The sequence below is a fragment of the Vibrio sp. JPW-9-11-11 genome, assembly GCF_013369335.1.
Taxonomy (GTDB): domain Bacteria; phylum Pseudomonadota; class Gammaproteobacteria; order Enterobacterales; family Vibrionaceae; genus Vibrio.
Genome location: NZ_SZQJ01000007.1, coordinates 49075 through 74775, shown reverse-complemented (window position 1 = coordinate 74775; position 25701 = coordinate 49075). Strand labels below are relative to the sequence as shown.

Below are 25701 nucleotides of genomic sequence, written 5' to 3'. Positions count from 1 at the left end.
TGCTGTTTTTATTCGCTAGTGAAGGTATTCTAAAGGCAACAGTAGTATTGGAATATGTTTTTAGTATGAATAAGTCGGAACTGCGTCAAACTATCTTGGCCTGTTTACAACAAAAGCGGGTTGTTGCCCAGCGTTCCGCTCAGCGCGCGATGGAATCTGCTACGGATGATGAAACGGTTCCTGAGCATAAATACGACACTTTAGCACTTGAGGCGTCCTATTTAGCTCATGGTCAGGCGATGAGGGTACAAGAGTGTGAACAAGAAATTGAGCAATTCAAACAGTTGTCATTGGTTGAGGCCAGTGAATACATCCGTTTGGGGTGTGCGGTGTTACTGCTTGACTTGGATGATAACCCTCTTTGGTTTTTTATCGCACCGTGCTGTGGTGGATTAAAAATACCATTTGCAGACTCATTCGTGATGTTAGTGACTTTTGACTCTCCTTTAGGCGCTGCGTTGAAAGGTAAGCAAGTGGGTGATGAAGTCAGCTATCGTATTGGTGAGCGCAATCATTGTTACCAAATAGAAACCATTTGCTGACAATCGATACTAACGGCTTTGTTATGGTTGTTGGAGATACGAAGGATAGAATAATGAAGATAAGATTAGCTGTACTGCCCCTGCTATTGTCGAGTCAGGTGTTTGCCGCTCAGTGCAATATTGATTTAAAAAACGATATTCGCCTTAATGATGAACGTCTGGAAATTCATCAAACTAGCGGTGAAACAGCGGTGGTTGATGAAAATAATAACCTAACGATTCATGGCGAGAGAATTGAGTTAAGTGCCGACCAGCAACAAGCTATTGCCGATTATCGCCAAAGCCTCAGCGATTATTTGCCACGTGCGAAACAGATCGCGCGTGAGGGCCTCGCATTGGCCAACGAGATTGTCGACGATGTCGCTCAAAGTTTTGACGCGCCAGAGGCTTTTGCCGGTGTAAAGCAAGCGATGCAGAACTTTTACGATGAGATAGAGGCTCGCTACTATAAAAATGGCGACCTGGTTTTACCCGCTGATAGTTTTGGCTCCTTGAACCAAGTCTGGACGGAAGATTTTGATAAGGCCAAAGCGTTGTTTAACGAAGAGTTTATTACCAGTGCGTTTGATGCAATGTCAGAAAAAATGAAGCTGGAAGGTGGTCTCAACTTGACTGAAATGGCCAACTCAATGAGTGAACTCAAAGAGCGTATCGCTCAGCGTTTAACTGAACATTCTCAGCAGATCGAGAAACAGAGTGCTGAGTTTTGTGATTCGTTAGATCAAATGGCAGAGCAAGAGCAACAATTACATCAAAAGATCCCTCAGTTGCAAGAGTATCAGATTTTTACAATCTAAGATTACGCGAGCTTAAGCCTAGTCATTGCTGAGTTTTTAGTAACCAAAGAGCGCCAATGGCGCTCTTCATCTAGACAATGATTGTGCGATTGTGTTTAATTCACGCTCAATTCGCACACACCTTGTTTAGATGCCTATTCCTCATCTCTCTCTTAAACACCTGACTATAGTCGCTTCCCTTTTTATGGCCAGCGTGTTTGTTGCATGCTACCTACTCTTTCGCTATTTCTGGGTGTATGACAACGAAGTAGACAGTGCGATTGCCCACCAACAAGAAGAAGTGCAACGCGTTAAAACCGTGCTTAATCTAGAAAAGTCTGAGCTTGCCAGTGTACTTATGGACTACGCTTCTTGGGATGATGTCGGTGACTTTATTCGCAATCGAGATGAGCGCTTTCTGCAAGATAGCCTTAACGCCCATACCTTTTTGTCTAATCAATTAAGTGGTGCGTTCATTTTCGACTCTAATGTCAGTTTGGTATGGGGCGAGTTATATGACTACGTGACACGCAAGACGCTCTCTTACGATCAGATTCGCTACCAGTTTGGTCCACTTTTGGCGGATAGTATGCGTTCGCGGACCGATTTTATTACCCCATACGTTACGTTTATCGTACTCAACGGTCGCCCTGCATTGGTGGCGACCAGTCGAGTTTGCAATAGTGAAGGTTATGATTGTACCCAAGGTTATATGATGTTTATCAAAACCATAGGGACAGATGTTATTACCAGTTTGCGCCAAGCGACGGGATTAAAAGTGGACGTGATAGCGAAGCCGGTTGGCGGAGTACAGCCCTCATTGACGCCAGAAAATGTGTCTATTCTGGAGAAGCTCGATTTTCAGAACAAACCGACCGTCTGTATTACTATCCAACATAGGATAAAGATTCCCCCTTTTATTACTTGGAGTGAACTCTCCGCTGTTATTGCCTTTGCTCTGTTTATGTTCGTGTTTAACTTGGCCGTTGCACACCTGATGGTTCAGCCTCTGAAACGCGCACGTCAGGCGTTGGAAAACTCAGAACAAGAAAGCGCTGCACTGGCGACTGAGCAGCACTTTATTTCGTTTGAAGTGCGTGATTTTGTTTGTCGAGTCGATGCGGTGATCAGCCAACTGAAAAGCAATCAGAGAGAGTTAGAATGGTTGACAGAGCACGACCCACTGACTTTGGTAGGAAACCGTCGTAGCTTACACAAGTACTGGCAAGACTTATTAGATCAAGCGGATCACGGTTATGCTTGCGTGATCTTAGTCGATGTGGATTATTTTAAGCCTTTTAACGACCATTATGGTCATGTGCAAGGCGATCAAGTTTTACGTCAAGTTGCCAAAGCGCTCAAACAGGCCCCGAGTGAATGTGAGAAGTGTGTGGCTCGTTTTGGAGGGGAAGAGTTTTGTGTGGTGCTGAATTGTGACTCGCCAATAGACGCTAAAGCAGAAGGCGAATGTTTGAGGCAAGCGATTGAACAGATGCAGCTTGTGCACCATTACTCGCCAATTGGTGGTGTCATCACAGTATCGGTGGGGGTGGCAGATATGCGTAATGAAACCCTGGTCGAGCAACAAGACATATTGCGAGTCGCCGATCAAGCGCTTTATCGCTCAAAGCAGTTGGGACGAAACTGTGTTGAAGTAGAGTGTTATCAATAGTGTCAGTCAGTGTTTACAGGTCAATAATTTTGCTTATTTACTATTAGGCTGATAGAACGTTTCAATTCCATTGCTAACGATGGCGTTTTATATTAACGTACTAGTCAACTAGTTTGTAAGTGCGGTTTAAGTGGTATGGCACAAGGTGATATTGGGCAAAGTCGTGAACATTTTGGTTCGCGGTTAGGTTTTATTTTAGCGGCAGCTGGGGCGGCCGTTGGTTTAGGTAATATTTGGGGATTTCCGACTCAAGCCGCGAGCAATGGCGGTGGTGCCTTTCTTTTTGTCTATCTGGTGATGATTCTGGTCGTCGCTTTTCCTATGCTGGTGGTCGAAATGGCGATTGGTCGTCATGGACAGGCGAACCCAGTAGATAGTATGCGTGCTCTAACAAAGCATCCAACCGGAAAACATATTGGTGCCGCCGTAGGTTGGATTGGCCTGAGTGTACCGAGTGCGGTGCTGGCGTTTTACAGCATCGTCGGTGGTTGGTTAATCTGTTTTTTGCTTGGCGCGATCACTGAGTTGATGGGGTTGAGCACGCTGACCGCTTGGTTCAAAGGGTTTAGTGTTGAGCGAAATTTGTTTGGTACCATCACCTTTTATGTTTTGACTATTCTGATTGTTCAGGGTGGGGTAAAGCAGGGGATTGAAAAGTGGTCGACACGCTTAATGCCCGCGCTGTTTGTGCTTTTCGCTGCACTATTTATCTACATTATGACCCAGCAAGGCGCGTTAGAGGGGCTCAAACACTACCTAATTCCCGATTTTAGCAAAGTGATGGATCGTAAGTTGATTCTTGCTGCGATGGGACAGGGGTTTTTCTCGCTCACTATTGGCGGTTGCTCTATGTTGATTTATGGCTCTTATTTGAGCAAGAAAGAGAACCTGCCTAAGATGGCGATGAATGTCACTCTAGTGGATACGGCCGTGGCGTTTATTGCAGGCTTAGTGGTGATGCCTGCGATGTTTGTCGCGATGCAGAAAGGGGTTGAGATCTATGCCGAAGATGGTTCTTTGCTCAGTTCAGATACATTAGTCTTCACCGTATTACCACTGATGTTTGATAGCTTAGGCTGGCTAGGACAACTGTTCGCCATCGTCTTTTTCCTATTGTTAACTATTGCGGCGCTCACCTCATCGATTTCGATGTTAGAGTGTCCGGTGGCGCTGGTGAGTGAGAGATTGGGTACTCAGCGTGGCGTAACCAGTTGGGCGCTAGGCGGGCTTATTGCTTTGTTGAGCTTGGTTATTGTTTACAACTTTGGCGCTCTGTTTGGTCTTGTTGCCACCGTCGCCACTCAATATCTGCAACCTTTGGCCGCTTTACTGTTTTGTCTCTTTGGAGGCTGGGTGTGGAGCCGTCACTCGAAAGTTAAAGAGCTGCAACAGGGTTATCCTGAATTTTCACAAGGCTGGTTCGGAAAGGTTTGGCCTCTGTACGTGAAGTTTGTTTGCCCTGTGCTCGTCGCGACGGTTATTTGGGCGTCATTTGGATAATACTCACCGACTTATCAAGGTTGGTATAACAATCAAGCCCGCATTATGCGGGCTTGAACTTATGATGGGGTGTTAATCTGCCCCGTGGTGAGTGGTTCAAGGTCAGCGTCAGAGACTTCGTCAATGAACTCACCAACCACTTGCTCAACTTCTTGATCGTCTTCTTCAAAGTAGGCGAGGTGGAAAATGGCATCCCCCTCGTTGACCAAAGGCAACGTCTGTTGGCCGATGACAATTCCCCCTTTGCGAGCCTTGAGCTCGATTTCACTATGACCTAAAGGCGCGCTAATATAGGCCAGCACCTGTCCACGCGTCACTTTTTCACCTAAGGTCACCACAGTACGCAAAATGCCATCACTCTCGGCTCGTAGCCAACTGGTTGATTTTGCGATGACCGATGTCGGTAAGCGTTTGCGACTCTTTCGTAGCATACCGATCGCTTGCATGACACGCTTGACGCCTAAGTAGCCAGCGTTGATGCAGATGGGTTCAAAACGTAGCGCTTCTCCTGCCTCATAAGTGAGAACTGGAATGTTGAGCCTTTCGGCTTCACTGCGTAAAGATCCTTCTCTTAACGGCGAGTCGATCACCACAGGCGTTGCAAATGCTTGAGCGATACGCAGCGTTTCTGGGTTGCTCAAGTCGGCTCGAATTTGTGGCAAATTCGTGCGATGAATTGCACCAGTGTGCAAATCGATAATGTAGTCACAACGCTGGGCAACCTGTGAAAAGAAGGTATGCGCCATGCGTGAAGCGAGTGACCCTTTATCACTGCCTGGAAAACAGCGATTGAGGTCGCGTCGGTCAGGGAGATAGCGAGACTTATGAATGAAGCCAAATACGTTGACAATAGGCACCGCAATTAAAGTGCCTTTCAGTTTGCTCACATCTATCGTGTCGATTAACTGACGGACAACTTCCACCCCGTTGAGCTCGTCTCCGTGGATAGCGGCGTTGACCATAAGTACTGGGCCTGCTTGCTTACCATTGATAATTTCAACCGGTATGGAAAGAGGGGAGTGCGTATAGAGTTTCGCTGCTTCTAACTCGACGACTTTTCTCTCTCCCGGCGAGATAGACTCGCCGAGAAACTCAAATGCGCTATTCTGTTTAGCCTTTGCCACGCGTTTTAGTCCTTTTGCTTGCCGCATTTTTCTCTATAAATTCGACAATCATCCCAGCAATATCTTTACCAGTAGCGGCCTCAATACCTTCCAGACCTGGAGATGAGTTTACTTCCATCACTAATGGACCACGTGAGGAGCGAAGTAGGTCGACTCCAGCCACGTTGAGCCCCATGATTTTTGCCGCGTCGACCGCTGTACGGCGCTCTTGCGGTGTAATTTTGACCAGTGAAGCGCTGCCGCCGCGGTGCAAGTTAGAACGGAATTCACCTTCAGCCCCTTGGCGTTTCATGGCTGCGATAACCTTATCACCGATAACGAAGCAGCGAATGTCGGCGCCACCCGCTTCTTTAATGTACTCTTGGACCATAATGTTGGCTTTAAGCCCCATAAAAGCCTCGACAACACTTTCTGCCGCTTTACGGGTTTCTGCCAGCACGACCCCAATACCTTGTGTGCCTTCAAGCAGTTTGATCACGACCGGTGCACCACCAACCATATCCAGCAAGTCTTTTACATCGTCAGGTTTACTGGCGAAACCGGTCACTGGCATACCAACCCCTTTGCGCGATAGTAGCTGCATGGAGCGTAACTTATCTCGAGAGCGAGTAATCGCGACAGATTCATTGACCGGATAAACACCCATCATCTCAAACTGACGCAGGACCGCGGTACCATAGAAAGTGACTGATGCACCAATTCGAGGGACAATGGCATCAAAGCCCGACAGCTCTTCACCTTTAAAGTGGATCTGTGGCTTATCAGAGTTGATGTTCATGTAACAACGCAGCGCATCGATCACTTTTACTTCATGTCCGCGCTCTTTAGCGGCTTCGATCAGGCGTCGGGTCGAGTAGAGTTTAGCGTTACGAGACAGAATACCAATTTTCATTATTTTTTTTCCTCGAACGGGATTAAAAAAGATTCAACAGGGTCGACAACAATACGATGATGCATGGCGGTACGACCTAATAGCATGCGAAACGCCATGTTTTCACGGTTAGTAAGGGTTAGCTCGATGGGCCAACTCTCACCGCCAATGGAAAACAAGGACTTGATAACATATCGAGACTCTTCGTGACCGCCAGAATCGCGTACGATGCGCTCATCGATGACCGGAGCCTCACAAACTACTTCTTGCTCAGTGTTGTTCTGCATCGGATGAAGCCAGAAGCGAACCCACAGGGCGTCCTGTTTTTTAAATGACTCGACTTGGAATGCGTGTAGACATGAAGTGCGCGCACCAGTATCTATCTTTGCATTAATTTTATGAATGCCAAGTTCAGGTAGGCTAACGGTTTCACGCCAGCCAACAATGAGTTTTTCTTTCATCACAGTAACAACATCAGTTAGGGAAGTTCATCAAAGCACTAAAAGACTATAGCACTCTTTACACTAAGCGATTGGAATACACCGCAAATTTGTCTTGAAGAGGATAATGTGGTTTATCCTAAGGTGCTTCAAGGTCGGCGAATGTAGCAGCGATGAGTTGGGCTGACCAACGAAAATAAATCACCGTAACGACAAACAACATTTATCGTAAAAGAAGATAAGTAAAGAGAAAGCCAGCGACGTTGCGCTGGCTTTATTGATAAGATTTTCTAAGTCAAAACTGACTGGTTATGCCGCTTTTTCTGGAATGGCTTCCAGCAGTGCCACCATCTGTTCCCAGAAAAGAGCGACGGTATCGATTTTTACTTTTTCGTCGGGTGAATGAGGGAACTTGATGGTTGGGCCGAAAGAGACCATATCCATGTTCGGGTAAGGCTCCTTAAATAGACCACACTCAAGGCCTGCGTGGATGACCATGATATTTGGTTTGTGGCCGTAGATCCCTTCATACATATCACGGAAGATCGCCATGATTTCAGAATCAGCATCGGGTTTCCAACCTGGGTAAGCCCCAGAAAACTCGATCTGTGCACCCGCAAGCTCAGCGACGGAGGCCAGCATACCTTCGACTTGCTGGCGACCAGAGTCAATAAGCGAACGTACCAGACACAGCACTTGAATTTGGTTATTGTCAGTTGTGATCACACCAACGTTAAGAGAGGTCTCAACGACACCTTCGATGTCATCGCTCATACGAATCACGCCATTTGGACACGCGTTGAGCGCAGCGATAAAGCGCTGTTGATCGGCAACGATTAGCGCTTGGGCCTTTGTGTCGGCGGCTTCGTTGAAAGAAACAATATCGGTTTCTACTTTGCCAAGTTCAGTTTTTATCAGGTTAGTGTAGTAGTCAAACAGTTGGGCAAGTTTCGCTTGGTTCTCTGTTGGAACGGCGACCGTAACGAATGCTTCTCGAGGAATGGCATTGCGTAGGCTTCCACCACGAAACTCAATAAGACGAAGGTCGAGTTCTTGCGCATGACCTGCGAGGAATCGAGCTAACAGTTTGTTGGCGTTGCCACGACCAGTATGAATATCACAGCCAGAGTGACCGCCTTTCAAACCTTTCAAAATCAACTGACGAGTGACATAACCTGCCGGGATCTCTTCACGCTTGATATCGAACGTCATTTCACCGTCGATACCACCAGCGCAACCCATGTAAACTTCGCCTTCTTGTTCTGAATCTGTGTTGAGAAGAATCTCCCCTTCTAACCAGCCAGCTTCTAAGCCGAATGCCCCCGTCATGCCCGCTTCTTCATCAATCGTCAGCAGTACTTCAAGAGGGCCATGTTTGATCTCATTCGAGGCTAGCACGGCGAGGCAAGAGGCCATGCCAATGCCGTTGTCTGCGCCTAAGGTTGTGCCTTTGGCGGTTACCCATTCTCCATCAATGAAGGGTTGAATGGGATCTTGGGTAAAGTCATGCGCGGTATCTTCATTTTTTTGCGGCACCATGTCGATGTGAGCTTGAAGAACCACTCCTTTCTTGTTTTCCATTCCCGCCGTCGCCGGCTTTTTGATGAATACGTTGCCGGTAGGATCGCGGCGTACATCCAGTCCTTGTTCTGTGGCCCAAGTGACTATGTATTGAGCTAAAGCTTCTTCGTGCTTGGAAGGATGCGGGATAGAGCAGATCTTATCAAAAAATTGCCAAAGAGGGGCTGGCGATAAGCTACTGATTTCAGAATGGAATTCAGACACGGATGACTCCTTAAAAGAAATAATGCCAGATCATATTGTGTTTGAACCGAATTAGTTCAGAACAAATAACTAGAAATGGCCTATTGAGTAGAGAGCCAAAGAATAGCACTACCGTCATTCAGGGTGTAGTGGCTAGAGTGAGTAATTGTATCGTTATGGTCACATATCCAATAATCACACTTCGACACCAATAAGTGCCTTGGTGAGTATAATTTGTAATATAACCAAGTTTTTGGTTGATGATTCTGTAATTTAATTACACAAAAGGCATGATCTAAATCAATTTATAAACTTTTTGTGACTTTTGTCACTCTTGGGGTTGTAATTAATTTTCCTTGGGGTATATTAATAACCAACTTCCAAAGCGAAGAGAAAATGCTCAAAGGATGAGTCCGATTTGTCGCCTCCAGGGAACCGAGAAATCAATAGTTGTAATGTGTTTAATTGATTTAGAAGGTGATAGTTATGAAAGGTTTACCAAGTGCAGCGTTCTGGCTAAACAGCTCTGTTTATACCGGTAGCTTTACTTACCCAACAAGCTTCGGTTACTAACCACAAGCTTGACTCTCGAACAGTTTGTTCACCCCTATTATTGGAATTTTTTTACAGCTTTTATTGCTGACATGATTCAACCGCCACTCAATTTGAGTGGCGTTTTTTTATCTATCGATAAAAAGCCTCACTTCTTTTATTGTTTTATCGCTTTAACCCGCCAGCTTGAATCCTATGCGTATATTCACCTATTGAACTGTCGGATCTAAGCTAACACGATCCTGAAAGTTTAAGACAAAGTATAAAAAAACACCTTTTGAATTAAAGGTATTAGCCATTCTTTAGTTAATGATATACAAACAAAAAATGGACTGGCGTCACATTGCTTCTTGTTTGAATTGTTCAGTTATAAATAGAAATATTGATTAGAGTCATAATTCTATCTGGAATTTACTATTTGATGACTTTATAATTCGGGCCAATCGATTACGCAACCGTTTACTTTTACCCTTTAGGATTCGATCATGTTCGAAAAACTGTTCAAACTCAGTGAACACGGTACGACCGTAAAAACTGAGATCATCGCAGGTATGACTACTTTCCTGACGATGGCTTACATTATCTTTGTCAATCCAGCGATGCTTGCTGATGCGGGGATGGATAAAGGCGCCGTGTTCGTTGCTACCTGTTTAGCCGCGGCCATTGGCTGTTTTATTATGGGCTTTGTTGCCAATTACCCAATCGCATTGGCACCTGGTATGGGGCTGAATGCCTTCTTTACCTATGGTGTGGTTTTGGGCATGGGACACACATGGCAAGTCGCTCTTGGAGCGGTGTTTGTCTCTGGGGTCATCTTCATGGCATTGAGTGTGTTTAAGGTTCGTGAATGGATCATTAACTCAATTCCAATGTCTTTACGTACCGGTATCTCTGCTGGTATCGGTCTGTTCTTGGCGTTCATTGGCCTACAAAACTCTGGTATTGTCGTCGATAACCCAGCGACCCTCGTCGGACTGGGTCACATCACTGGCCTTCAGCCAGCGCTTGCAGCACTTGGTTTCTTCCTAACCATTGGTTTGGTCTACCGTGGGGTTCGTGGTGCGGTCATGATCGCTATCTTGATTATTACAGCATTGGGTCTGGTTGTAGGTGATGTGCAGTGGGGCGGTGTGATGTCGACACCACCAAGTATTGCACCAACCTTAATGGAAATGAACATCGCTGATGTATTTGAAGTCGGCATGATTTCAGTGGTGTTTGCTTTCCTGTTTGTCGATCTGTTTGACACAGCAGGTACCCTGGTTGGGGTCGCGACTAAAGCGGATTTGATCAAAGAAGATGGTAAGTTACCTCGTCTTAGCAAGGCACTATTGGCTGACTCAACAGCCACCTCAGTCGGTGCCGTCCTCGGTACATCGAGCACGACTTCATATGTAGAGTCGACGGCGGGTGTTGCTGCAGGCGGTCGAACAGGCCTGACTGCCGTGGTGGTCGGGGTTTTGTTCCTATTGGCACTATTCTTCTCGCCACTTGCGGGCATGATTCCAGCGTACGCAACGGCAGGCGCTTTGTTCTATGTCGCGATTTTGATGATGTCTGGCTTGGTCAGTGTCGATTGGCGTGACCTAACAGAAGCTGCGCCAGTGGTGGTGACCTGTCTATTGATGCCATTGACTTATTCAATTGCAGAGGGCATCGCGCTTGGCTTTATCTCTTACGCGGCGATTAAACTGCTTAGCGGTAAAGGTCGCGATGTCTCGATCAGCGTATGGGTTCTATCGGCTGTATTTATCATCAAATACTTAGTTGCTTAAGCACCAAGTCAATTGCAACCTTAGGTTCTCAGAATCGCCATTGCCGTGTGACGGCAATGGCGATTTTTTTCGAACAATAGTATTGACCATTGGTATTGAGCGGTAGCTGCGTTAAAATAATCGTTTGCGTAGCTTTTCCCCTCAATAGCGCAAGGCAGGCGCTGGTTGTTAATCGGCGTGTTTGGGGATGCAGACTTTTAAAATTATTAGGTTATTACAATGAGTAAAAAATTCATCATCACTTGGGACCAAATGCATTCATACTGCCGTGAACTGGCTGAAAAGCAGATGCCAGCCGAGCAATGGAAAGGGATTTGGGCTGTAAGCCGTGGTGGTTTGGTTCCAGGCGCGATCTTAGCTCGTGAGTTAGGCATTCGTTACGTTGATACCATTTGTATTTCTAGCTACGACCACGATCATCAACGTGATATGAGCGTATTAAAAGCGCCACAAGGTGATGGTGAAGGATATTTAATCGTAGAAGACTTAGTAGACAGTGGTGACACCGCACGTAAACTACGCGAACTATACCCGAAAGCAAAGCTCATCGCCGTGTGTGCTAAGCCATCAGGTGCTGAGTTACTCGATGATTATGTGGTTGACATTGCTCAGGAGACTTGGATTGAACAGCCATGGGATATGTCAATCCAATACGTTGAGCCGATTAACCGCAAGCAAAAGTAATCGAATTCGCTCATAGCGACAATTTCTTGATAAATGACCCTTTATTGGGTCATTTTTTTTATTACTATTTACAAAACCCATTAAGTAGGTCGAATTCATGCCCGAGGAAGTCAGTAAAAATCTCTCAGAAACCCTGTTTGTCAAACACAAACAAGCGAAAGAGACCTCAGCTTTGACTCAATATATGCCATCCAGTCAAACGTTTTTAGAGCAAAAGCAGCAACAAGATGGCTATAAGTGGTATCGCAACTTGCGTCGATTGCAATGGGCCTGGCAAGGGCTTGATCCGATCGAGATCGAGTCTGTACTGGCAAAAGTCGCGGCCTCGAAACACTCCCGCACCCATGATGACTGGTTAGACACAGTTATGGGTTACCACAGTGGTAATTGGACATATGAGTGGACCAAGTTAGGCATGTTACATCAAAAGCGCAGTGCAGATCTTAAAGGAGAGCAAGCCGCAGATGAGATGTTTAATGCTTCACTCTGTTTTAGTATCGCCGGCTACCCGCATTTAAAAAATGACAACCTAGCCATTCAAGCGCAAGTGCTGGCCAGTACGGCTTACACTGAGGCGGCTAAAAAGACTCAGTACACGATCAAACGCCTCGAAATTCCCTATCAAAACAAGCAGATTGTTGCACACTTACACCTAACCAAAACCGATAAACCACAACCTGTTGTGATCGTTACCGCGGGGCTGGATAGCTTGCAAACCGATTTATGGAACCTGTTTCGAGATCATTTGGCGAAGCGAGACATTGCCATGCTCACCGTTGATATGCCGTCCATCGGTCACAATACCCACTGGAACCTAACGGAAGATACGTCCGTTTTGCATCAGGTTGTATTGAAAGAGCTGTACAACATCCCTTGGGTTGACCACCATAAAGTTGGCTTGATTGGTTTTCGTTTTGGTGGCAACGCTATGGTGCGACTCTCTTTTATGGAGCAGGACAAGATCAAAGCGTGTGTGTCTTTAGGGGCGCCTATTCATGACGTGCTCTCGTCGCCAGAAAAACTCAAACAGATGCCTAAGATGTACCTTGATGTTCTCGCCTCTCGCTTGGGTAAAACTGTGGTCGATATCAACAGTCTTGCAGGGCAGTTAATGGCTTGGTCGTTAAAGGTTCAAGGGATTCTATCTGGCCGTAAAACACGGGTGCCGATTCTCGCTATGAGTTTGGAAAACGATCCAGTCTCTCCATTGAGTGATAATCAGCTGGTTGCCACGTTTAGTGACTATGGTAAAGCGAAGAAAATCAGTGCCAAAACAATTACACAAGGGTATGAGCAATCCCTCGATTTAGCGATAAAGTGGTTGGAGGACGAGCTAATTAGATGACATTTCTCCTAATTTAGATAACACTTATTTTATGTGCTACCCAAACTATCGAGTCCTGGGTGCGTAATAACAATAACTAGGGCCAACAGACCCTAAATGAATATGGAGATTCATTATGTCTGAGCAGATCAAGAATCCAACTCATTACCGTTTGCTGTCCACCCTAAGAGCGATAGGTCCCTACCTAAGAGAGTCTCAAAGTAACGAAGGCTATTACCTGTTCGATTGTCTGTCTGTGTGTGTTAATGATAAAAAATCCCCAGAACAACGTGAGTTTTGGGGCTGGTGGCTTGAGTTGGTGGCCAGCAAAGAGGGATTCGAAGCGCGTTACCGCTCAGGGCTATACGATATTACTGGTGAATGGCAAGGCAAAGCGCTCCCCAAGAAATCGTTAGCCGATGTCACTCGAACCCAAGAAGCGTTTCATCAAAAACTGGTGGACACTTTGCAAAAGGAGTTCGAGATAGCGGTCGTTATGCATAAAGAATCGGTAGAATTCGTCTAGTTTTCCTCACTTATCACTGTCATTACCCAAAAAGGCGCTTTTTAGCGCCTTTTCTACTTGTTAAATTAACGGTTGATTGCTACAACATCAGGTCTAATCAATCTTTCGCATTGATTGCGTTATCAGTGGTTAAGACAATTGTTTTATTTTTCATAGTAGAAAGGCAATGAATCAAGAAAGCGGACAAGCACCACAGTCTCAAACCGTGGTCGTTAAACTAGGAACCAGCGTTCTGACTGGTGGCACTTTGGCGTTAGACCGAGCTCATATGGTTGAGTTGGTTCGTCAGTGTGCTGAACTGAAAAAGCAAGGTCACTCTGTCGTGATGGTTTCGTCTGGCGCAATCGCGGCTGGACGCGAGCACCTAGGCTACCCCGCACTGCCCAACTCTATGGCGAGTAAACAACTGTTGGCTGCGGTAGGACAAAGCCAGTTAATCCAAACTTGGGAGTCGCTGTTTGCCATCTATGGTTTGAAAATTGGCCAGATGTTGCTTACTCGCGCTGACCTTGAGGATCGCGAGCGTTTTCTCAATGCCCGCGATACCATTAATGCCTTGGTTGATAACGACATTATTCCGATTGTGAATGAAAACGATGCGGTGGCGACCAGTGAAATTAAAGTCGGTGACAACGACAACCTTTCGGCTCTGGTTGGTATTTTATGTGGCGCGGATAAGTTGTTACTGCTGACTGACCAAAAAGGGTTATTTACCGCTGACCCTCGCAAAGATCCTAACGCTGAGTTGATCAAAGAAGTCAAAACCATAGACGATACTCTACGGAAAATTGCCGGAGGTAGCGGTACCACCTTGGGCACCGGGGGCATGGCCACTAAACTTCAAGCAGCAGATATAGCTCGCCGCGCAGGTATCGAAGTGATCATTGCCGCGGGCAGCGCGCCGAATGTGGTGTTCGATTCTCTGGGTGAAAACCCGCAAGGTACACGCTTTTTGCCATGTGAAGAGGCATTGGAAAACCGTAAGCGTTGGATTCTCGCCGGGCCGAGCGCCTCGGGCGATATCATGATCGATGATGGCGCGGTCAATGCGGTTGTCGGAACGGGCAGCAGCTTACTGGCCAAAGGCTTAATTCACGTCGGTGGCGAGTTTGCCCGTGGTGATGTCGTGCGTGTCACCGACAACAAGGGCAAGTTGGTTGCCCGTGGTATCGCGAGTTACTCAAGCCAAGACATGGCTAAGATTGTCGGCAAACATAGTAAAGATATCATCGGAATTTTAGGTTATGACTACGGCAATGAAGTATTGCACCGCGATGACATGGTCGTAATCCAAGAATAAGGACAACAAGTATGGAACTCATTTCTATGGGTAAAGCGGCTAAAGAAGCGGCTTTCCAACTAGCAACAGCATCAACAGCACAAAAAAACCAAGCATTGGCGATTATTGCCGACGAGCTTGAAGCAAACGCTGACGCTATCTTAGCGGCGAATGCGAAAGATATCGAACAGGGGCGCGAAGCTGGTTTAACTGAGGCGTTGCTTGATCGCCTGTTGTTAAACTCAGAGCGCCTCACTGGTATTGCCAACGACGTGCGTAATGTCATCAGTCTTAACGATCCTGTGGGGAGCGAACTCGACAGTAAAGTACTAGAAAATGGGATGTCGCTTTCACGTCGTCGTGTACCGCTTGGTGTGGTTGGCGTGATTTATGAAGCTCGCCCCAATGTTACCATCGACATCGCAGCTCTTTGTTTAAAGACAGGTAACGCAAGCATTCTTCGTGGTGGCAAAGAGACATTCTTTTCTAACATGGAACTGGTGAAAGTGATTCAGTCTGCGCTGGCGAAAGCGGGTCTGCCTGCTGCCTCTGTTCAGTACATTGAAAAGCCCGATCGTGAGCTTGTCTCACAACTCCTTAAGCTTGATGACTACGTGGATATGATCATTCCACGTGGTGGGGCTGGCCTGCATAAAATGTGCAAAGAAAACAGCACTATCCCTGTGATTATTGGTGGGTTTGGCATTAGCCATATCTTTGTGGATGAAAGTGCGAATCTAGATAAATCATTAGATGTCGTCGAAAATGCCAAAGTACAACGTCCCTCGGCATGTAACTCATTGGATACGTTATTAGTTCATGAAAAAGTAGCCGCAGAGTTCTTGGCTATGCTGGCAGAACGTTTAGCGGATAAAGTGACATTGGTTGCTGAACCAAAAGCGAAAGCATTGCTTAGCACAGCAAAAGAGCTGCGTGATGCTGGTGAAGGTGACTTTGACACAGAATGGTTGAGCTATACGCTAGGCGTTAAAGTGGTTGCTGACGTTGATGAAGCCATTGAGCACATGCGCGTACATAACGCGAGCCACTCTGATGCGATTATGACCAACAGCTTAGAAAACTCAGAACGGTTTATTAATTCGGTGGGTTCAGCGGCGGTGTATGTGAACGCGTCAACCCGCTTTACCGACGGTGCTCAGTTTGGCTTAGGCGCAGAAGTGGCCGTTTCAACTCAAAAGCTTCATGCACGCGGTCCTATGGGCTTGGAAGAGTTGACCAGCTATAAGTGGGTAGGCAAAGCAAACTACTTGCCGCGCAGTTAACAGTTCTCGCGCAACATCGATTGAAAAAGGGGCTAACTGGCCCCTTTTGCTTTTCTTAGCTTTAGTTATTCCGGTACACTGTGAGGATAATTTTGGAGGTGATATGCATTGTCCTTTTTGTGCCGAGAACGACACCAAAGTCATTGATTCGCGTTTAGTCGCTGATGGTCATCAGGTGCGTCGTCGTCGTCAATGCCTTGCGTGCAGTGAACGCTTTACGACATTCGAAACCGCTGAGTTGGTCATGCCGCGAGTCATAAAATCGAACGGTAATCGCGAACCGTTTAATGAAGATAAAATGGTAGGTGGTCTGCAAAGAGCACTAGAGAAACGGCCGGTGAGTGCTGATGCGGTTGACGTCGCGATCAGTTTAATTAAATCACAATTGCGTGCGACTGGTGAGCGAGAAGTGCCGAGCGAAATGATCGGCAACTTAGTGATGGATCAACTTAAAGAGCTGGATAAAGTCGCCTATATTCGCTTTGCCTCGGTTTATCGCAGTTTTGAAGATATCCGTGAATTTGGCGAAGAGATTGCAAGGCTCGAAGACTAATTGGACCTGTCTATGGCTACTTTTAGCGTTACAGATTATCAAATGATGTCGCGCGCGATCGAGTTAGCGCAGCGCGGTATCTATACGACCGCCCCTAACCCGAATGTCGGCTGCGTGATTACCCAAAATGGCGAAGTCGTCGGTGAAGGTTTTCATTATCGAGCTGGTGAGCCTCACGCTGAAGTTCATGCATTGCGTATGGCAGGAGAGCAGTCTGTGGGTGCTACCGCTTATGTGACACTGGAGCCGTGCTCCCATTATGGTCGCACTCCGCCGTGCGCTGAAGGCTTGATTAAAGCCAAAGTGGCCAAAGTGATTTGTGCGATGCAAGACCCGAATCCGCAAGTTGCAGGACGCGGAATACAAATGTTGCGCGACGCTGGCATCGAGGTTGAAGTCGGGTTATTAGAACAACAAGCCATGGCGCTTAACCCTGCGTTTATTAAACGTATGCGTACGGGAATGCCTTTTGTGCAACTCAAAATGGCCGCCAGTTTAGATGGTCAAACGGCTCTCTCCAACGGCCAAAGTCAGTGGATTACTAGCCCTCAAGCTAGGCAAGATGTCCAAAAGTACCGGGCGCACAGCGGCGCGATTCTCTCAACCAGCAAAACGGTGATTGATGACGATGCGTCGCTTAATGTGCGTTGGCAAGAGTTACCCGCTTGTGTTCGAACTCATTACCCGCAAGCGCAACTTCGCCAACCGATTCGAGTGATCCTCGATAGACAAGGTCTATTAACGCCAAACCTCAAACTGTTTCACACTGAGGGCGAACACCTTATCGTTTCTGCGCAAGGCGATGTTAAGCTTTATGAGGTGGGTCAGAAGGTCGATTTAACGGCCACTTTCTCGCAGTTAGCTGGTGAGCATAATATCAACCACCTTTGGGTGGAAGCAGGGCCAACCTTGGCGTCGAGCTTGATTCAAGCCGAGTTGGTAGATGAGATCGTACTTTATTTGGCCCCTAAGATTATGGGTAGCGATGGTCGCGGTTTACTTGGTGCCTTGGGCCTTGAGTCGATGACTGATGTCATCGACCTCGATATTAAAGATATTAGACAAGTCGGCAAAGATATTCGTATCACTGCCACTGTTAGCAAGAAAGAAAAATAGTCATGTTTACAGGTATTATAGAGGCTGTAGGTACGCTTACAGCGATTACTCCCAAAGGGGAAGATGTTAGCGTCACCGTTGAGGTCGGCAAACTGGATATGTCCGATGTCAAATTGGGCGACAGTATTGCGACTAACGGTGTCTGTTTGACCGTGGTTGATTTTAGCCAGACAAGCTACAGCGCTGATCTTTCACTTGAAACACTCAACAAAACTGGCTTTGCTGACTATCAAGCGGGCGACAAATTGAATCTAGAGAAAGCTATGCTACCAACCACTCGATTTGGAGGGCACATTGTGTCTGGCCATGTTGATGGTGTGGGAGAAATTGTCGAGCGCAATATGGTCGGGCGAGCGATTGAGTTTTGGGTTTCGATGCCAGCCGAACTGAGTAAGTACATCGCAGAGAAAGGCTCGATTACTGTCGATGGCATCAGTTTAACCGTCAACGCATTGCGCAAAAATGCGTTCAAATTGACCATAGTTCCTCATACCAGCGGTGAAACTACGATGGCTGATTTTAATCTGGGGCGTAAAGTCAATCTTGAGGTTGACGTTATGGCGCGATATATGGAACGCCTGCTTCAGAGTCAGCACGAGCCATCGTCAGAGTCTCGTCTCACCATGGAGTTTTTACAACAGAACGGTTTTGCTTAAGTCAATCCTATAACCCTACGTCAAAAATATTCGCCGCGAGAAGCCGATTAAGGAATAACAAGATGCCAATTAGTACGCCCCAAGAGATTATTGAAGATATTCGCCTAGGAAAAATGGTTATCCTCATGGACGATGAAGATCGTGAAAACGAAGGTGACTTAATTATGGCGGCTGAGCACGTGACGCCAGAAGCGATCAACTTCATGGCAACACATGGCCGAGGTTTGATTTGTTTGACCATGACCAAAGAGCGTTGTGAGCGTTTAGGTTTGCCGCCAATGGTTCAAGACAATAATGCTCAGTACACCACGAACTTCACGGTGTCTATTGAAGCGGCAGAAGGGGTGACGACCGGCATTTCAGCCGCTGATCGCGCCCGCACCGTTCAGGCGGCGGTCGCCCAAGACGCAAAAGCGGCTGACTTGGTCCAGCCTGGGCATATTTTTCCTTTAGCAGCTCAAGAGGGCGGGGTATTAACTCGTGCGGGGCATACCGAAGCGGGCTGCGATTTGGCGCGCTTAGCCGGTTGTGAACCTGCTGGTGTGATTGTTGAAATCCTTAACGACGACGGCACTATGGCGCGTCGCCCAGATTTGGAGATTTTCGCTGAGAAACATGGTGTTAAGTTAGGCACTATCGCCGATCTGATCGAATATCGCAACAACACCGAAACGACGATTGAACGTGTGGCACAGTGTAAACTACCGACCGAGTTTGGTGAGTTCGATTTGGTTACCTATCGCGATGTTATTGACAATCAGATTCACTACGCAATGTGTAAAGGGGATCTCACTGGTCAAACACCTTTGGTTCGCGTTCACTTGCAAGATACCTTTACCGACTTGTTGCACAGTGACCGTAACGCCGAGCGCAGCTGGACACTGGATAAAGCAATGCAACGTATTGGCAGTGATGGCGGCGTGTTGGTGATCCTAGGTAATGAAGAGTCTACTGAGTTATTGATTCATCGTGTAAAAATGTTTGAAGCACAAGACAAAGGTCAAGCGCCAACACTCGCGAAAAAGCAGGGAACGTCACGCCGCGTCGGTGTTGGCTCACAAATCTTGCAAGATCTTGGTGTGCATGACATGCGTTTACTTTCTTCAACAAATAAGAAGTATCACGCACTCGGTGGGTTCGGTCTTAATGTGGTTGAATACGTTTGTGATTAACCATTTGTCTATCGCACTTAGTTGACGCTAAAAACGCTCACTAAGCGCTCAAATGAGTGGCTTGGTTATCGATTAATACCGCCTGAATAAAACCGATGCCGGGAAATCGATTGGAGCTAATTTCTATTAGATATTGCTCACAGAATTGTGCTAGAATCCGGCGATTCTCACTTGATGAACATAGTTAAAGGAAGGCTTATGAAAGTGATCGAGGGTGGCTTCCCAGCGCCAAACGCAAAAATTGCTATCGTTATTTCTCGTTTCAACAGTTTTATTAACGAAAGTCTATTGTCTGGTGCAATCGATACTTTAAAACGCCATGGCCAAGTTAGCGAAGACAACATCACCGTTGTTCGCTGTCCTGGCGCCGTCGAGCTGCCATTGGTTGCTCAGCGTGTTGCGAAAACAGGCAAATACGATGCAATCGTATCGCTTGGCACTGTAATTCGTGGCGGTACACCGCATTTCGACTATGTTTGTAGTGAATGTAACAAAGGTCTTGCGCAAGTTTCTCTGGAGTTTAGCCTTCCAGTTGCATTTGGCGTACTCACCGTTGATACAATTGACCAAGCAATTGAGCGCGCAGGAACCAAGGCTGGTAATAAAGGTGCAGAGGCTGCACTAAGCGCACTTGAGATGATTAACGTTCTTTCTGAAATCGATTCCTAATGGGGGCCAGTGTGAAACCAGCCGCACGTCGTAATGCACGTCGATTCGCTCTACAAGCGATCTACTCTTGGCAAATTACTAAAGAAAATGTTGCTACAATTGAAGAGCAATTTTTGTCAGGTGGTAAGTATGATGAAGAAGAGCATCATGCATCAGAGCCTGCGCTTTCTAGTCCAGACACAGACGTTGCGTACTTCCGTGACCTGCTAACAGGTGTGGTGCTAAGTCACACAGAGCTAGATAGTAAGATTCGTCCATACACCGCGCGTCCAATGCAAGATTTGGATATGATGGAGCTCGCGCTTCTTCGCCTTGCTATGTATGAGATGACGCGTCGAGAAGATGTTCCTTACAAAGTGGTGATCAACGAAGCCATCGAGCTGGCAAAAGTCTTCGCCGCAGAAGATAGCCACAAGTTCGTCAATGGTGTGCTAGATAAAGCCGCACCGCATGTTCGTAAGAAATAATCGATAATAATCAGCAAAAGGTCAGCAGTCGCTGACCTTTTTTATGTCTATTGTTTTCCTTATCAATTGATACCAATCGTTTAGATTTGGTTAAAATGGTCACACTATGGCTGGTGAATTTAATCTTATAGAAAAGTATTTTGTTGGTCGTCAGAAGCAGCGTAAAGATGTGCTGTTAGCGGCAGGGGATGACTGCGCTTTGGTCAAGGTGCCGAGTCACCTCTCTTTGGCGGTCAGTACCGATACCTTGGTTGCAGGGACCCATTTTCTCACCGACGCAGACCCAGCTTGGGTTGCTCACAAAGCTCTCGCTTCTAACATCAGTGATCTGGCAGCAATGGGGGCGACGCCAGCTTGGGTTTCCTTGGCACTAACGCTGCCTAGCTCCGATGACACTTGGTTGACGCCCTTTTGCGACGCTTTTTTTGAGCTGGCTGACTATTACGGCATCCAACTGATCGGTGGCGATACCACCAAAGGACCGTTGAGCATTACGTTAACGGTGCAGGGCTTGGTCGATGGTGACAAAGCGCTACGTCGTGATGGCGCCAAAGTTGGCGATTGGGTGTACGTTACCGGTAACCTTGGCGACAGCAAGGCAGGGCTGGATGTGGTGTTAGACAACCAATTGCGCAGTAGACCCTATGCTACCACACTTGAACAGCGCCACTATCAAGCGACTCCTCGCGTATTGGTGGGACAAGCATTGCTTAATTTGGCCAGCGCAGCGATCGATATCTCAGATGGGGTGGTTGCAGATATTGGTCATATCTTAAAGCGCTCAGATGTAGGGTTAAGCCTTGACGTCAGTGCTTTACCTCTTTCTAATGAGTTAGTCCAATTTCTTGGTAGTGTGACTCAAGCTCAGCAATACGCACTCACCAGTGGTGAAGAATATGAGCTTTGCTTTACCATACCGGAACAAAATAAGGGCTCGATAGACAGTGCTCTGGCTCATTGTGGCGTAAAAGCCACCTGTATAGGACAAATTCGCCCACAAGGCACTTTTGAGTTGCATAGTAAAGGTCAACCCGTTGATTGGTCTTTATGCGGTTACGATCATTTTAATCAGCAGTAATTTATTATGACAAATCCTCTCTCGCTCCTTTCATTGAAGAACCCCTGGCATTTATTGGCTACGGGGTTTGGTAGCGGTTTATCACCAATCATTCCGGGGACGATGGGGACCTTGGCAGCGATTCCTTTTTATCTTTTGTTGGTGCAGTTACCACTTCCTCTGTATGTGACTGTGGTGGTGGTGTCCTGTATTCTTGGGGTGAAAATTTGCCAAGTGGCATCAGATGATATGGGTGTGCATGATCACGGCGCGATAGTGTGGGATGAGTTTGCAGGCTTCTGGCTTACCATGTTAGTGGTGCCGCTATTCAACTTATCTGTAGTTGACTGGAAATGGCTATTAACTGGGTTTGTGTTGTTTCGTTTCTTCGATATGGTAAAACCTTGGCCAATAGGCTGGCTGGATAAGCGTGTCCATGGTGGTCTAGGCATTATGTTAGATGACATCGTTGCTGGTGTGATGGCGGGCGTTGCGCTCTATTTGGTAGGCAAATACGCAGGCTGGCTTGCTTAAAGGAAAGTGGCGAGGTGTTCGAGGTTAATTAGTCGGAAGTATCTGACTCTAACCTGATGTTATTTTCTGAATTTTAAACCTTGGAAGGCTTGGCAGTGGGTGCCAAGCCTTCCAAGGTTTAATCGCTTCTCGCTTCTATTTCAGCTTCTCTAAATCTGCTTCTATCTCAGCAATTTTACTCGAGACGACTTTTTCCAAATGACGTAAATCAGACAGCACTTTCTGTTTGATATCCGCTTCTGTGGGTTTGTGCGGCTTGGTTAGTTGGTTGAGTTCGTCGATCACTAAGGTAAGGTTGCGGTTGATTTCGGTTACTTCTTTATACTGGTGACTACCGCTGTCTATAAGGACATTCTTTGTTTGGCGTGGGTACTTAAACTTAACGCTTTTCGCAAACAATTCCCCTTTTTGCTTGTGAAAATAAATCTTTAACACATCCTTGTGCGCTTCTTGACGGAGTGAATAGCGCTCAATTTGTTTAGGGTCATGAATACCTAAACCTGTGAGGTGTGGATACATAGGCTACCTCTATTGTGTTGTTGTAATGTTCCCTGAGTTCGGGCTCAGGGAATGACTAATCAATTATAATGTAGCAGCCTATGATCGTGGTAGACAGTGCTTTTTAGGCCAAGTTTATAACTTGTGCTCTTGATCGCTTAAGGTGCTAGTTCTGCAACGTTTTTTATGATCTTATCTCGCAGTTCTACCTGTTCCTCATCACTGAGTTTGCCCCCGTGCTGGCTGGTGATAATGAACAAGTCTTCCGCGCGTTCACCAATGGTGGTGATTTTGGCTGCGTGGAGATGGAGGCTTAAATCTGCGAATGTGGCGCCGACGGTTGCCAACAACCCGGGCGTATCGAGCGCGACAAACTCCACTAAGGTGCGTTTTTTACTCTTGGTCGGGAGAAAATCGACCTGAGTCTTAACTTTAAAGTGTTGTAAGTTACGTGGGATACGACGAGTTTTTATCTTGGTAGGTCTGCCATCTTCTAGCACATGCACAAGATGTTTAATGACCGCTTTGTGTCGGCTTTCGTCAATTACTTCACCATTTTGATCGAGCACCATAAAGGTATCTAACACATAACCGTCTTTACTGGTCATGACTTGAGCATCGTGAACGTTGAGGTTGCGTCGGTCTAATTCTGCCACGACGGTCGCAAACAGGGCGTGCTGGTCCTTGCTGTAAACAAACACTTCAGTGCCGCCTCGAGTGGCTTTTTTTGAAATTAAGACCAAAGGCTGTGAGTGATCTTGATGGCGCAATAAGTGACTACAATGCCAAGCGATCTGCTTATGTGTGTGGCGCAAGAAATAATCGGCTTTAAAGCGTTGCCACAACACTTCAATTTCACGGGCGTTAAAACCCTCTTTACGCAGTTGGGCTGAGGCCAAATGTTGATTGTGGCGAATACGGTCCCGGACATCGACAGGGTTTTCTAGCCCACGACGTAGCGCGCGCTGGGTAGAATAAAACAGTTCGGCGAGTAGGGTACGTTTCCAACTGTTCCACAGTTCAGGGTTAGTCGCGCAAATATCGGCCACTGTCAGACACACTAAATATTCCAAATACTCTTCATCGCGAACTTGCTTGGCGAACTCAGTGATCACTTCGGGATCATAAATATCTCGTCTTTGTGCGGTGACTGACATTAAAAGATGATGGCGTACTAACCAAGAGACCAACTTCGCTTCCGGCTTGGATAGCCCGTGCTCGATACAAAATTCATACGCTTCAGCTTCGCCGATGACCGAGTGGTCGCCGCCGCGCCCTTTCCCAATGTCGTGGAAAATAGCGGCAATGATCAGGAGCTCTTTTTTTTGTAGTCGAGGGTAAATTTCACAACAAATTGGGTGCTTTTCGTGGTTTTTCGCGTAACTAAACGTATTTATGTGTTTGAGTAGGCGTACGCTATGTTCGTCTACCGTATAGACATGAAAGAGGTCAAATTGCATCTGACCGACGATTTGACTCCATTGCGGGAGGTAGGCCGCTAATACGCCGAGTTTGTGCATTAACCCAAACGCTTTATGCAGGGCGTTCGGGTGGCGGCAAAGGTCGAGGAATTTTTCACGCGCAGCTGGAATCGTGTGTAGAAACTTATTGAGCCTGCGCCTTGCGGTGCGCAACTGGCGCATGGTGGGTGGCGCGACCCCTTCGATACTTGAGTCGTTGGCGATATGCAGGAACATATCGAGAATGGTCTCCGGGCGGGCTTGAAACAGCGCAGGCTTGCGTGCCTCAATTAAGTGGCCCCGTCGCAAGAAATCGGCGCTCAAAATTTCTGGCTCTGCTTCAACACCGTTATCCAAAATCGCTTGGTCGAAAAGCTTGAGCAGCATCTTATTCAACTCGGCCACTCGGCGTAGAGTGCGGTAAAACTCCTTCATCATCATTTCAACGCCACGGTTACCTTCACCGCTATACCCTAGGCTTTCTGCCACTTGAGCTTGATGAGCAAACGTCAGGCGGTTGTCGTAGCGCTTGAGTTCGATATGCAGTGCAAAGCGCACCCGCCAAAGGAAATCTTGACACTCAACCAGTTCGCGGTACTCAGCGTCGGTTAGAAAGCCGTAATGGCTCATCTCAAGTAGCGAGGTTGCGCCGAAATGACGACGCGCGACCCAGCTTAACGTGTGGATGTCGCGCAGCCCGCCAGGGGTCGATTTAATGTCTGGCTCAAGGTTATAGGTGGTATCGTGATAACGAGCATGTCGACTACGCTGCTCTTGGACTTTGGCTTTGTAAAAGACTTCGCTTGGCCAGAATGACTCAGAATGAATCACGACCTTGAGCTGGTGGAAGGTCTCTTCACAACCACACAGTAAACGGGCCTCTTGCAGGTTCGTTGCAACTGTCAGGTCATCTTTACCTATAGCAGCGCACTCCTCAACGCTGCGTACCGCGTGGCCCACTTCTAATCGCAAGTCCCATAATAAGGTAATAAACTCACTCACTTTGCTCGCCAAAGCGTCGGGCAGTGATTTTCGTGAAACCACCAAAATATCGATATCAGAAAGGGGGTGTAGCTCGCCACGACCATAGCCACCGACGGCGACTAAGCTGATATTGGGCTGTTGAGAAAAGCCAAAGTGTTGCCACAAACGATTGAGCAATAGGTCAATATACTCCGCTCGCCCGAGTACGAGATCGGTGACGGGGTGGTGAGAGAGAAACTCTTGCTTTTGATAGTCGGCGAAAGCCTCGAGCTGATTCTTAAGCTCGTTGATGTCGATCTGTTGTTCAGAAAAGGTTAAAGGTGATTGAAAGGGCATACAGCGAATCCATGCAAAATAGTCCTAATAGCGACTAATCTATCAAAGAGCTTAGCCAAGCTAAACCGTTAAACAGGTTTAGCGTTG

24 protein-coding genes are annotated in these 25701 nt (G+C 46.9%); 18 read left to right on the top strand and 6 right to left on the bottom strand.

What is annotated here, in order from left to right; genetic code table 11:
• Positions 1-65 precede the first annotated feature (65 nt).
• The 4 genes from FCU94_RS10580 (at position 66) to FCU94_RS10565 (ending at position 4490) form a co-directional block, all read left to right on the top strand.
• Entirely contained in the window at positions 66-542 is a 477-nt protein-coding gene (locus FCU94_RS10580) for a GreA/GreB family elongation factor (RefSeq protein ID WP_176288514.1), read from the top strand.
• Positions 543-595: 53 nt separating this feature from the next.
• Positions 596-1339, top strand: a complete 744-nt coding sequence (locus tag FCU94_RS10575) for a YggN family protein (protein WP_176288513.1) — start codon at positions 596-598, stop codon at positions 1337-1339.
• Between the two features lie 184 nt (positions 1340-1523).
• Positions 1524-2990 (top strand): sensor domain-containing diguanylate cyclase, encoded by a 1467-nt coding sequence (locus tag FCU94_RS10570; protein WP_255199257.1) that lies wholly within the window; start codon positions 1524-1526, stop codon positions 2988-2990.
• Between the two features lie 135 nt (positions 2991-3125).
• On the top strand, positions 3126-4490 hold the full coding sequence (locus FCU94_RS10565) for a sodium-dependent transporter (RefSeq protein WP_176288511.1): 1365 nt from the start codon (positions 3126-3128) through the stop codon (positions 4488-4490).
• 59 nt (positions 4491-4549) lie between these two features.
• On the opposite strand, the gene FCU94_RS10560 is transcribed toward FCU94_RS10565, so the two are convergent.
• The 4 genes from FCU94_RS10560 to FCU94_RS10545 form a co-directional block, all read right to left on the bottom strand.
• Positions 4550-5641 (bottom strand): succinylglutamate desuccinylase/aspartoacylase family protein, encoded by a 1092-nt coding sequence (locus FCU94_RS10560; protein ID WP_176288510.1) that lies wholly within the window; start codon positions 5639-5641, stop codon positions 4550-4552.
• A complete protein-coding gene (gene rimK / locus FCU94_RS10555) occupies positions 5601-6506 on the bottom strand; it encodes a 30S ribosomal protein S6--L-glutamate ligase (protein ID WP_176288509.1) in 906 nt (301 codons plus the stop codon). Before rimK ends, FCU94_RS10560 begins: the two co-directional genes overlap by 41 nt.
• Positions 6506-6946: an ATP-dependent zinc protease family protein gene (locus tag FCU94_RS10550; protein ID WP_176288508.1), complete on the bottom strand. Its 441-nt coding sequence runs from the start codon at positions 6944-6946 to the stop codon at positions 6506-6508. The genes rimK and FCU94_RS10550 overlap by 1 nt, the downstream gene beginning before the upstream one ends.
• A gap of 288 nt (positions 6947-7234) precedes the next feature.
• The gene (locus FCU94_RS10545) at positions 7235-8710 is read right to left on the bottom strand and encodes an aminoacyl-histidine dipeptidase (protein ID WP_176288507.1); all 1476 of its coding nucleotides are present in this window, start codon (positions 8708-8710) and stop codon (positions 7235-7237) included.
• 1016 nt (positions 8711-9726) lie between these two features.
• Here FCU94_RS10545 and FCU94_RS10540 point away from each other — a divergent pair.
• From FCU94_RS10540 to pgpA, 14 genes are all read left to right on the top strand, one after another.
• Positions 9727-11016, top strand: a complete 1290-nt coding sequence (locus FCU94_RS10540; RefSeq protein WP_176288506.1) for an NCS2 family permease — start codon at positions 9727-9729, stop codon at positions 11014-11016.
• A gap of 219 nt (positions 11017-11235) precedes the next feature.
• Positions 11236-11700 (top strand): oxytetracycline resistance phosphoribosyltransferase domain-containing protein Tet(34), encoded by a 465-nt coding sequence (tet(34), locus tag FCU94_RS10535; protein ID WP_176288505.1) that lies wholly within the window; start codon positions 11236-11238, stop codon positions 11698-11700.
• 97 nt (positions 11701-11797) lie between these two features.
• Positions 11798-13045, top strand: coding sequence for an esterase FrsA (frsA, locus tag FCU94_RS10530; protein ID WP_176288504.1), 1248 nt, complete (start codon positions 11798-11800; stop codon positions 13043-13045).
• A 115-nt stretch (positions 13046-13160) separates the two neighbouring features.
• Positions 13161-13550, top strand: coding sequence for a sigma factor-binding protein Crl (gene crl, locus FCU94_RS10525; RefSeq protein WP_176288503.1), 390 nt, complete (start codon positions 13161-13163; stop codon positions 13548-13550).
• Between the two features lie 166 nt (positions 13551-13716).
• A complete protein-coding gene (proB, locus tag FCU94_RS10520; RefSeq protein ID WP_176288502.1) occupies positions 13717-14850 on the top strand; it encodes a glutamate 5-kinase in 1134 nt (377 codons plus the stop codon).
• Positions 14851-14861: 11 nt separating this feature from the next.
• Positions 14862-16112, top strand: coding sequence for a glutamate-5-semialdehyde dehydrogenase (locus tag FCU94_RS10515; RefSeq protein WP_176288501.1), 1251 nt, complete (start codon positions 14862-14864; stop codon positions 16110-16112).
• A gap of 103 nt (positions 16113-16215) precedes the next feature.
• Positions 16216-16665: a transcriptional regulator NrdR gene (gene nrdR, locus FCU94_RS10510; RefSeq protein ID WP_176288500.1), complete on the top strand. Its 450-nt coding sequence runs from the start codon at positions 16216-16218 to the stop codon at positions 16663-16665.
• Between the two features lie 12 nt (positions 16666-16677).
• The gene (gene ribD / locus FCU94_RS10505) at positions 16678-17781 is read left to right on the top strand and encodes a bifunctional diaminohydroxyphosphoribosylaminopyrimidine deaminase/5-amino-6-(5-phosphoribosylamino)uracil reductase RibD (RefSeq protein ID WP_176288499.1); all 1104 of its coding nucleotides are present in this window, start codon (positions 16678-16680) and stop codon (positions 17779-17781) included.
• A 2-nt stretch (positions 17782-17783) separates the two neighbouring features.
• Positions 17784-18437 (top strand): riboflavin synthase, encoded by a 654-nt coding sequence (locus tag FCU94_RS10500; RefSeq protein WP_176288498.1) that lies wholly within the window; start codon positions 17784-17786, stop codon positions 18435-18437.
• A 62-nt stretch (positions 18438-18499) separates the two neighbouring features.
• A complete protein-coding gene (gene ribBA, locus FCU94_RS10495) occupies positions 18500-19609 on the top strand; it encodes a bifunctional 3,4-dihydroxy-2-butanone-4-phosphate synthase/GTP cyclohydrolase II (RefSeq protein ID WP_176288497.1) in 1110 nt (369 codons plus the stop codon).
• A 198-nt stretch (positions 19610-19807) separates the two neighbouring features.
• Positions 19808-20278, top strand: a complete 471-nt coding sequence (gene ribH, locus FCU94_RS10490) for a 6,7-dimethyl-8-ribityllumazine synthase (protein ID WP_005592769.1) — start codon at positions 19808-19810, stop codon at positions 20276-20278.
• On the top strand, positions 20278-20745 hold the full coding sequence (nusB, locus tag FCU94_RS10485; RefSeq protein WP_045956438.1) for a transcription antitermination factor NusB: 468 nt from the start codon (positions 20278-20280) through the stop codon (positions 20743-20745). The genes ribH and nusB overlap by 1 nt, the downstream gene beginning before the upstream one ends.
• A gap of 106 nt (positions 20746-20851) precedes the next feature.
• The gene (gene thiL, locus FCU94_RS10480) at positions 20852-21823 is read left to right on the top strand and encodes a thiamine-phosphate kinase (protein ID WP_176288496.1); all 972 of its coding nucleotides are present in this window, start codon (positions 20852-20854) and stop codon (positions 21821-21823) included.
• 6 nt (positions 21824-21829) lie between these two features.
• Positions 21830-22336 carry a phosphatidylglycerophosphatase A gene (pgpA, locus tag FCU94_RS10475; protein WP_176288495.1) on the top strand — a complete coding sequence of 169 codons (507 nt, stop codon included), beginning with the start codon at positions 21830-21832 and terminating at the stop codon, positions 22334-22336.
• Positions 22337-22471: 135 nt separating this feature from the next.
• Here the strand turns inward: pgpA and FCU94_RS10470 are convergent, their stop codons facing one another.
• A complete protein-coding gene (locus FCU94_RS10470; RefSeq protein WP_176288494.1) occupies positions 22472-22855 on the bottom strand; it encodes a DUF3461 family protein in 384 nt (127 codons plus the stop codon).
• A gap of 137 nt (positions 22856-22992) precedes the next feature.
• Positions 22993-25614 carry a bifunctional uridylyltransferase/uridylyl-removing protein GlnD gene (gene glnD, locus FCU94_RS10465; protein ID WP_176288493.1) on the bottom strand — a complete coding sequence of 874 codons (2622 nt, stop codon included), beginning with the start codon at positions 25612-25614 and terminating at the stop codon, positions 22993-22995.
• Between the last annotated feature and the right edge of the window lie 87 nt (positions 25615-25701).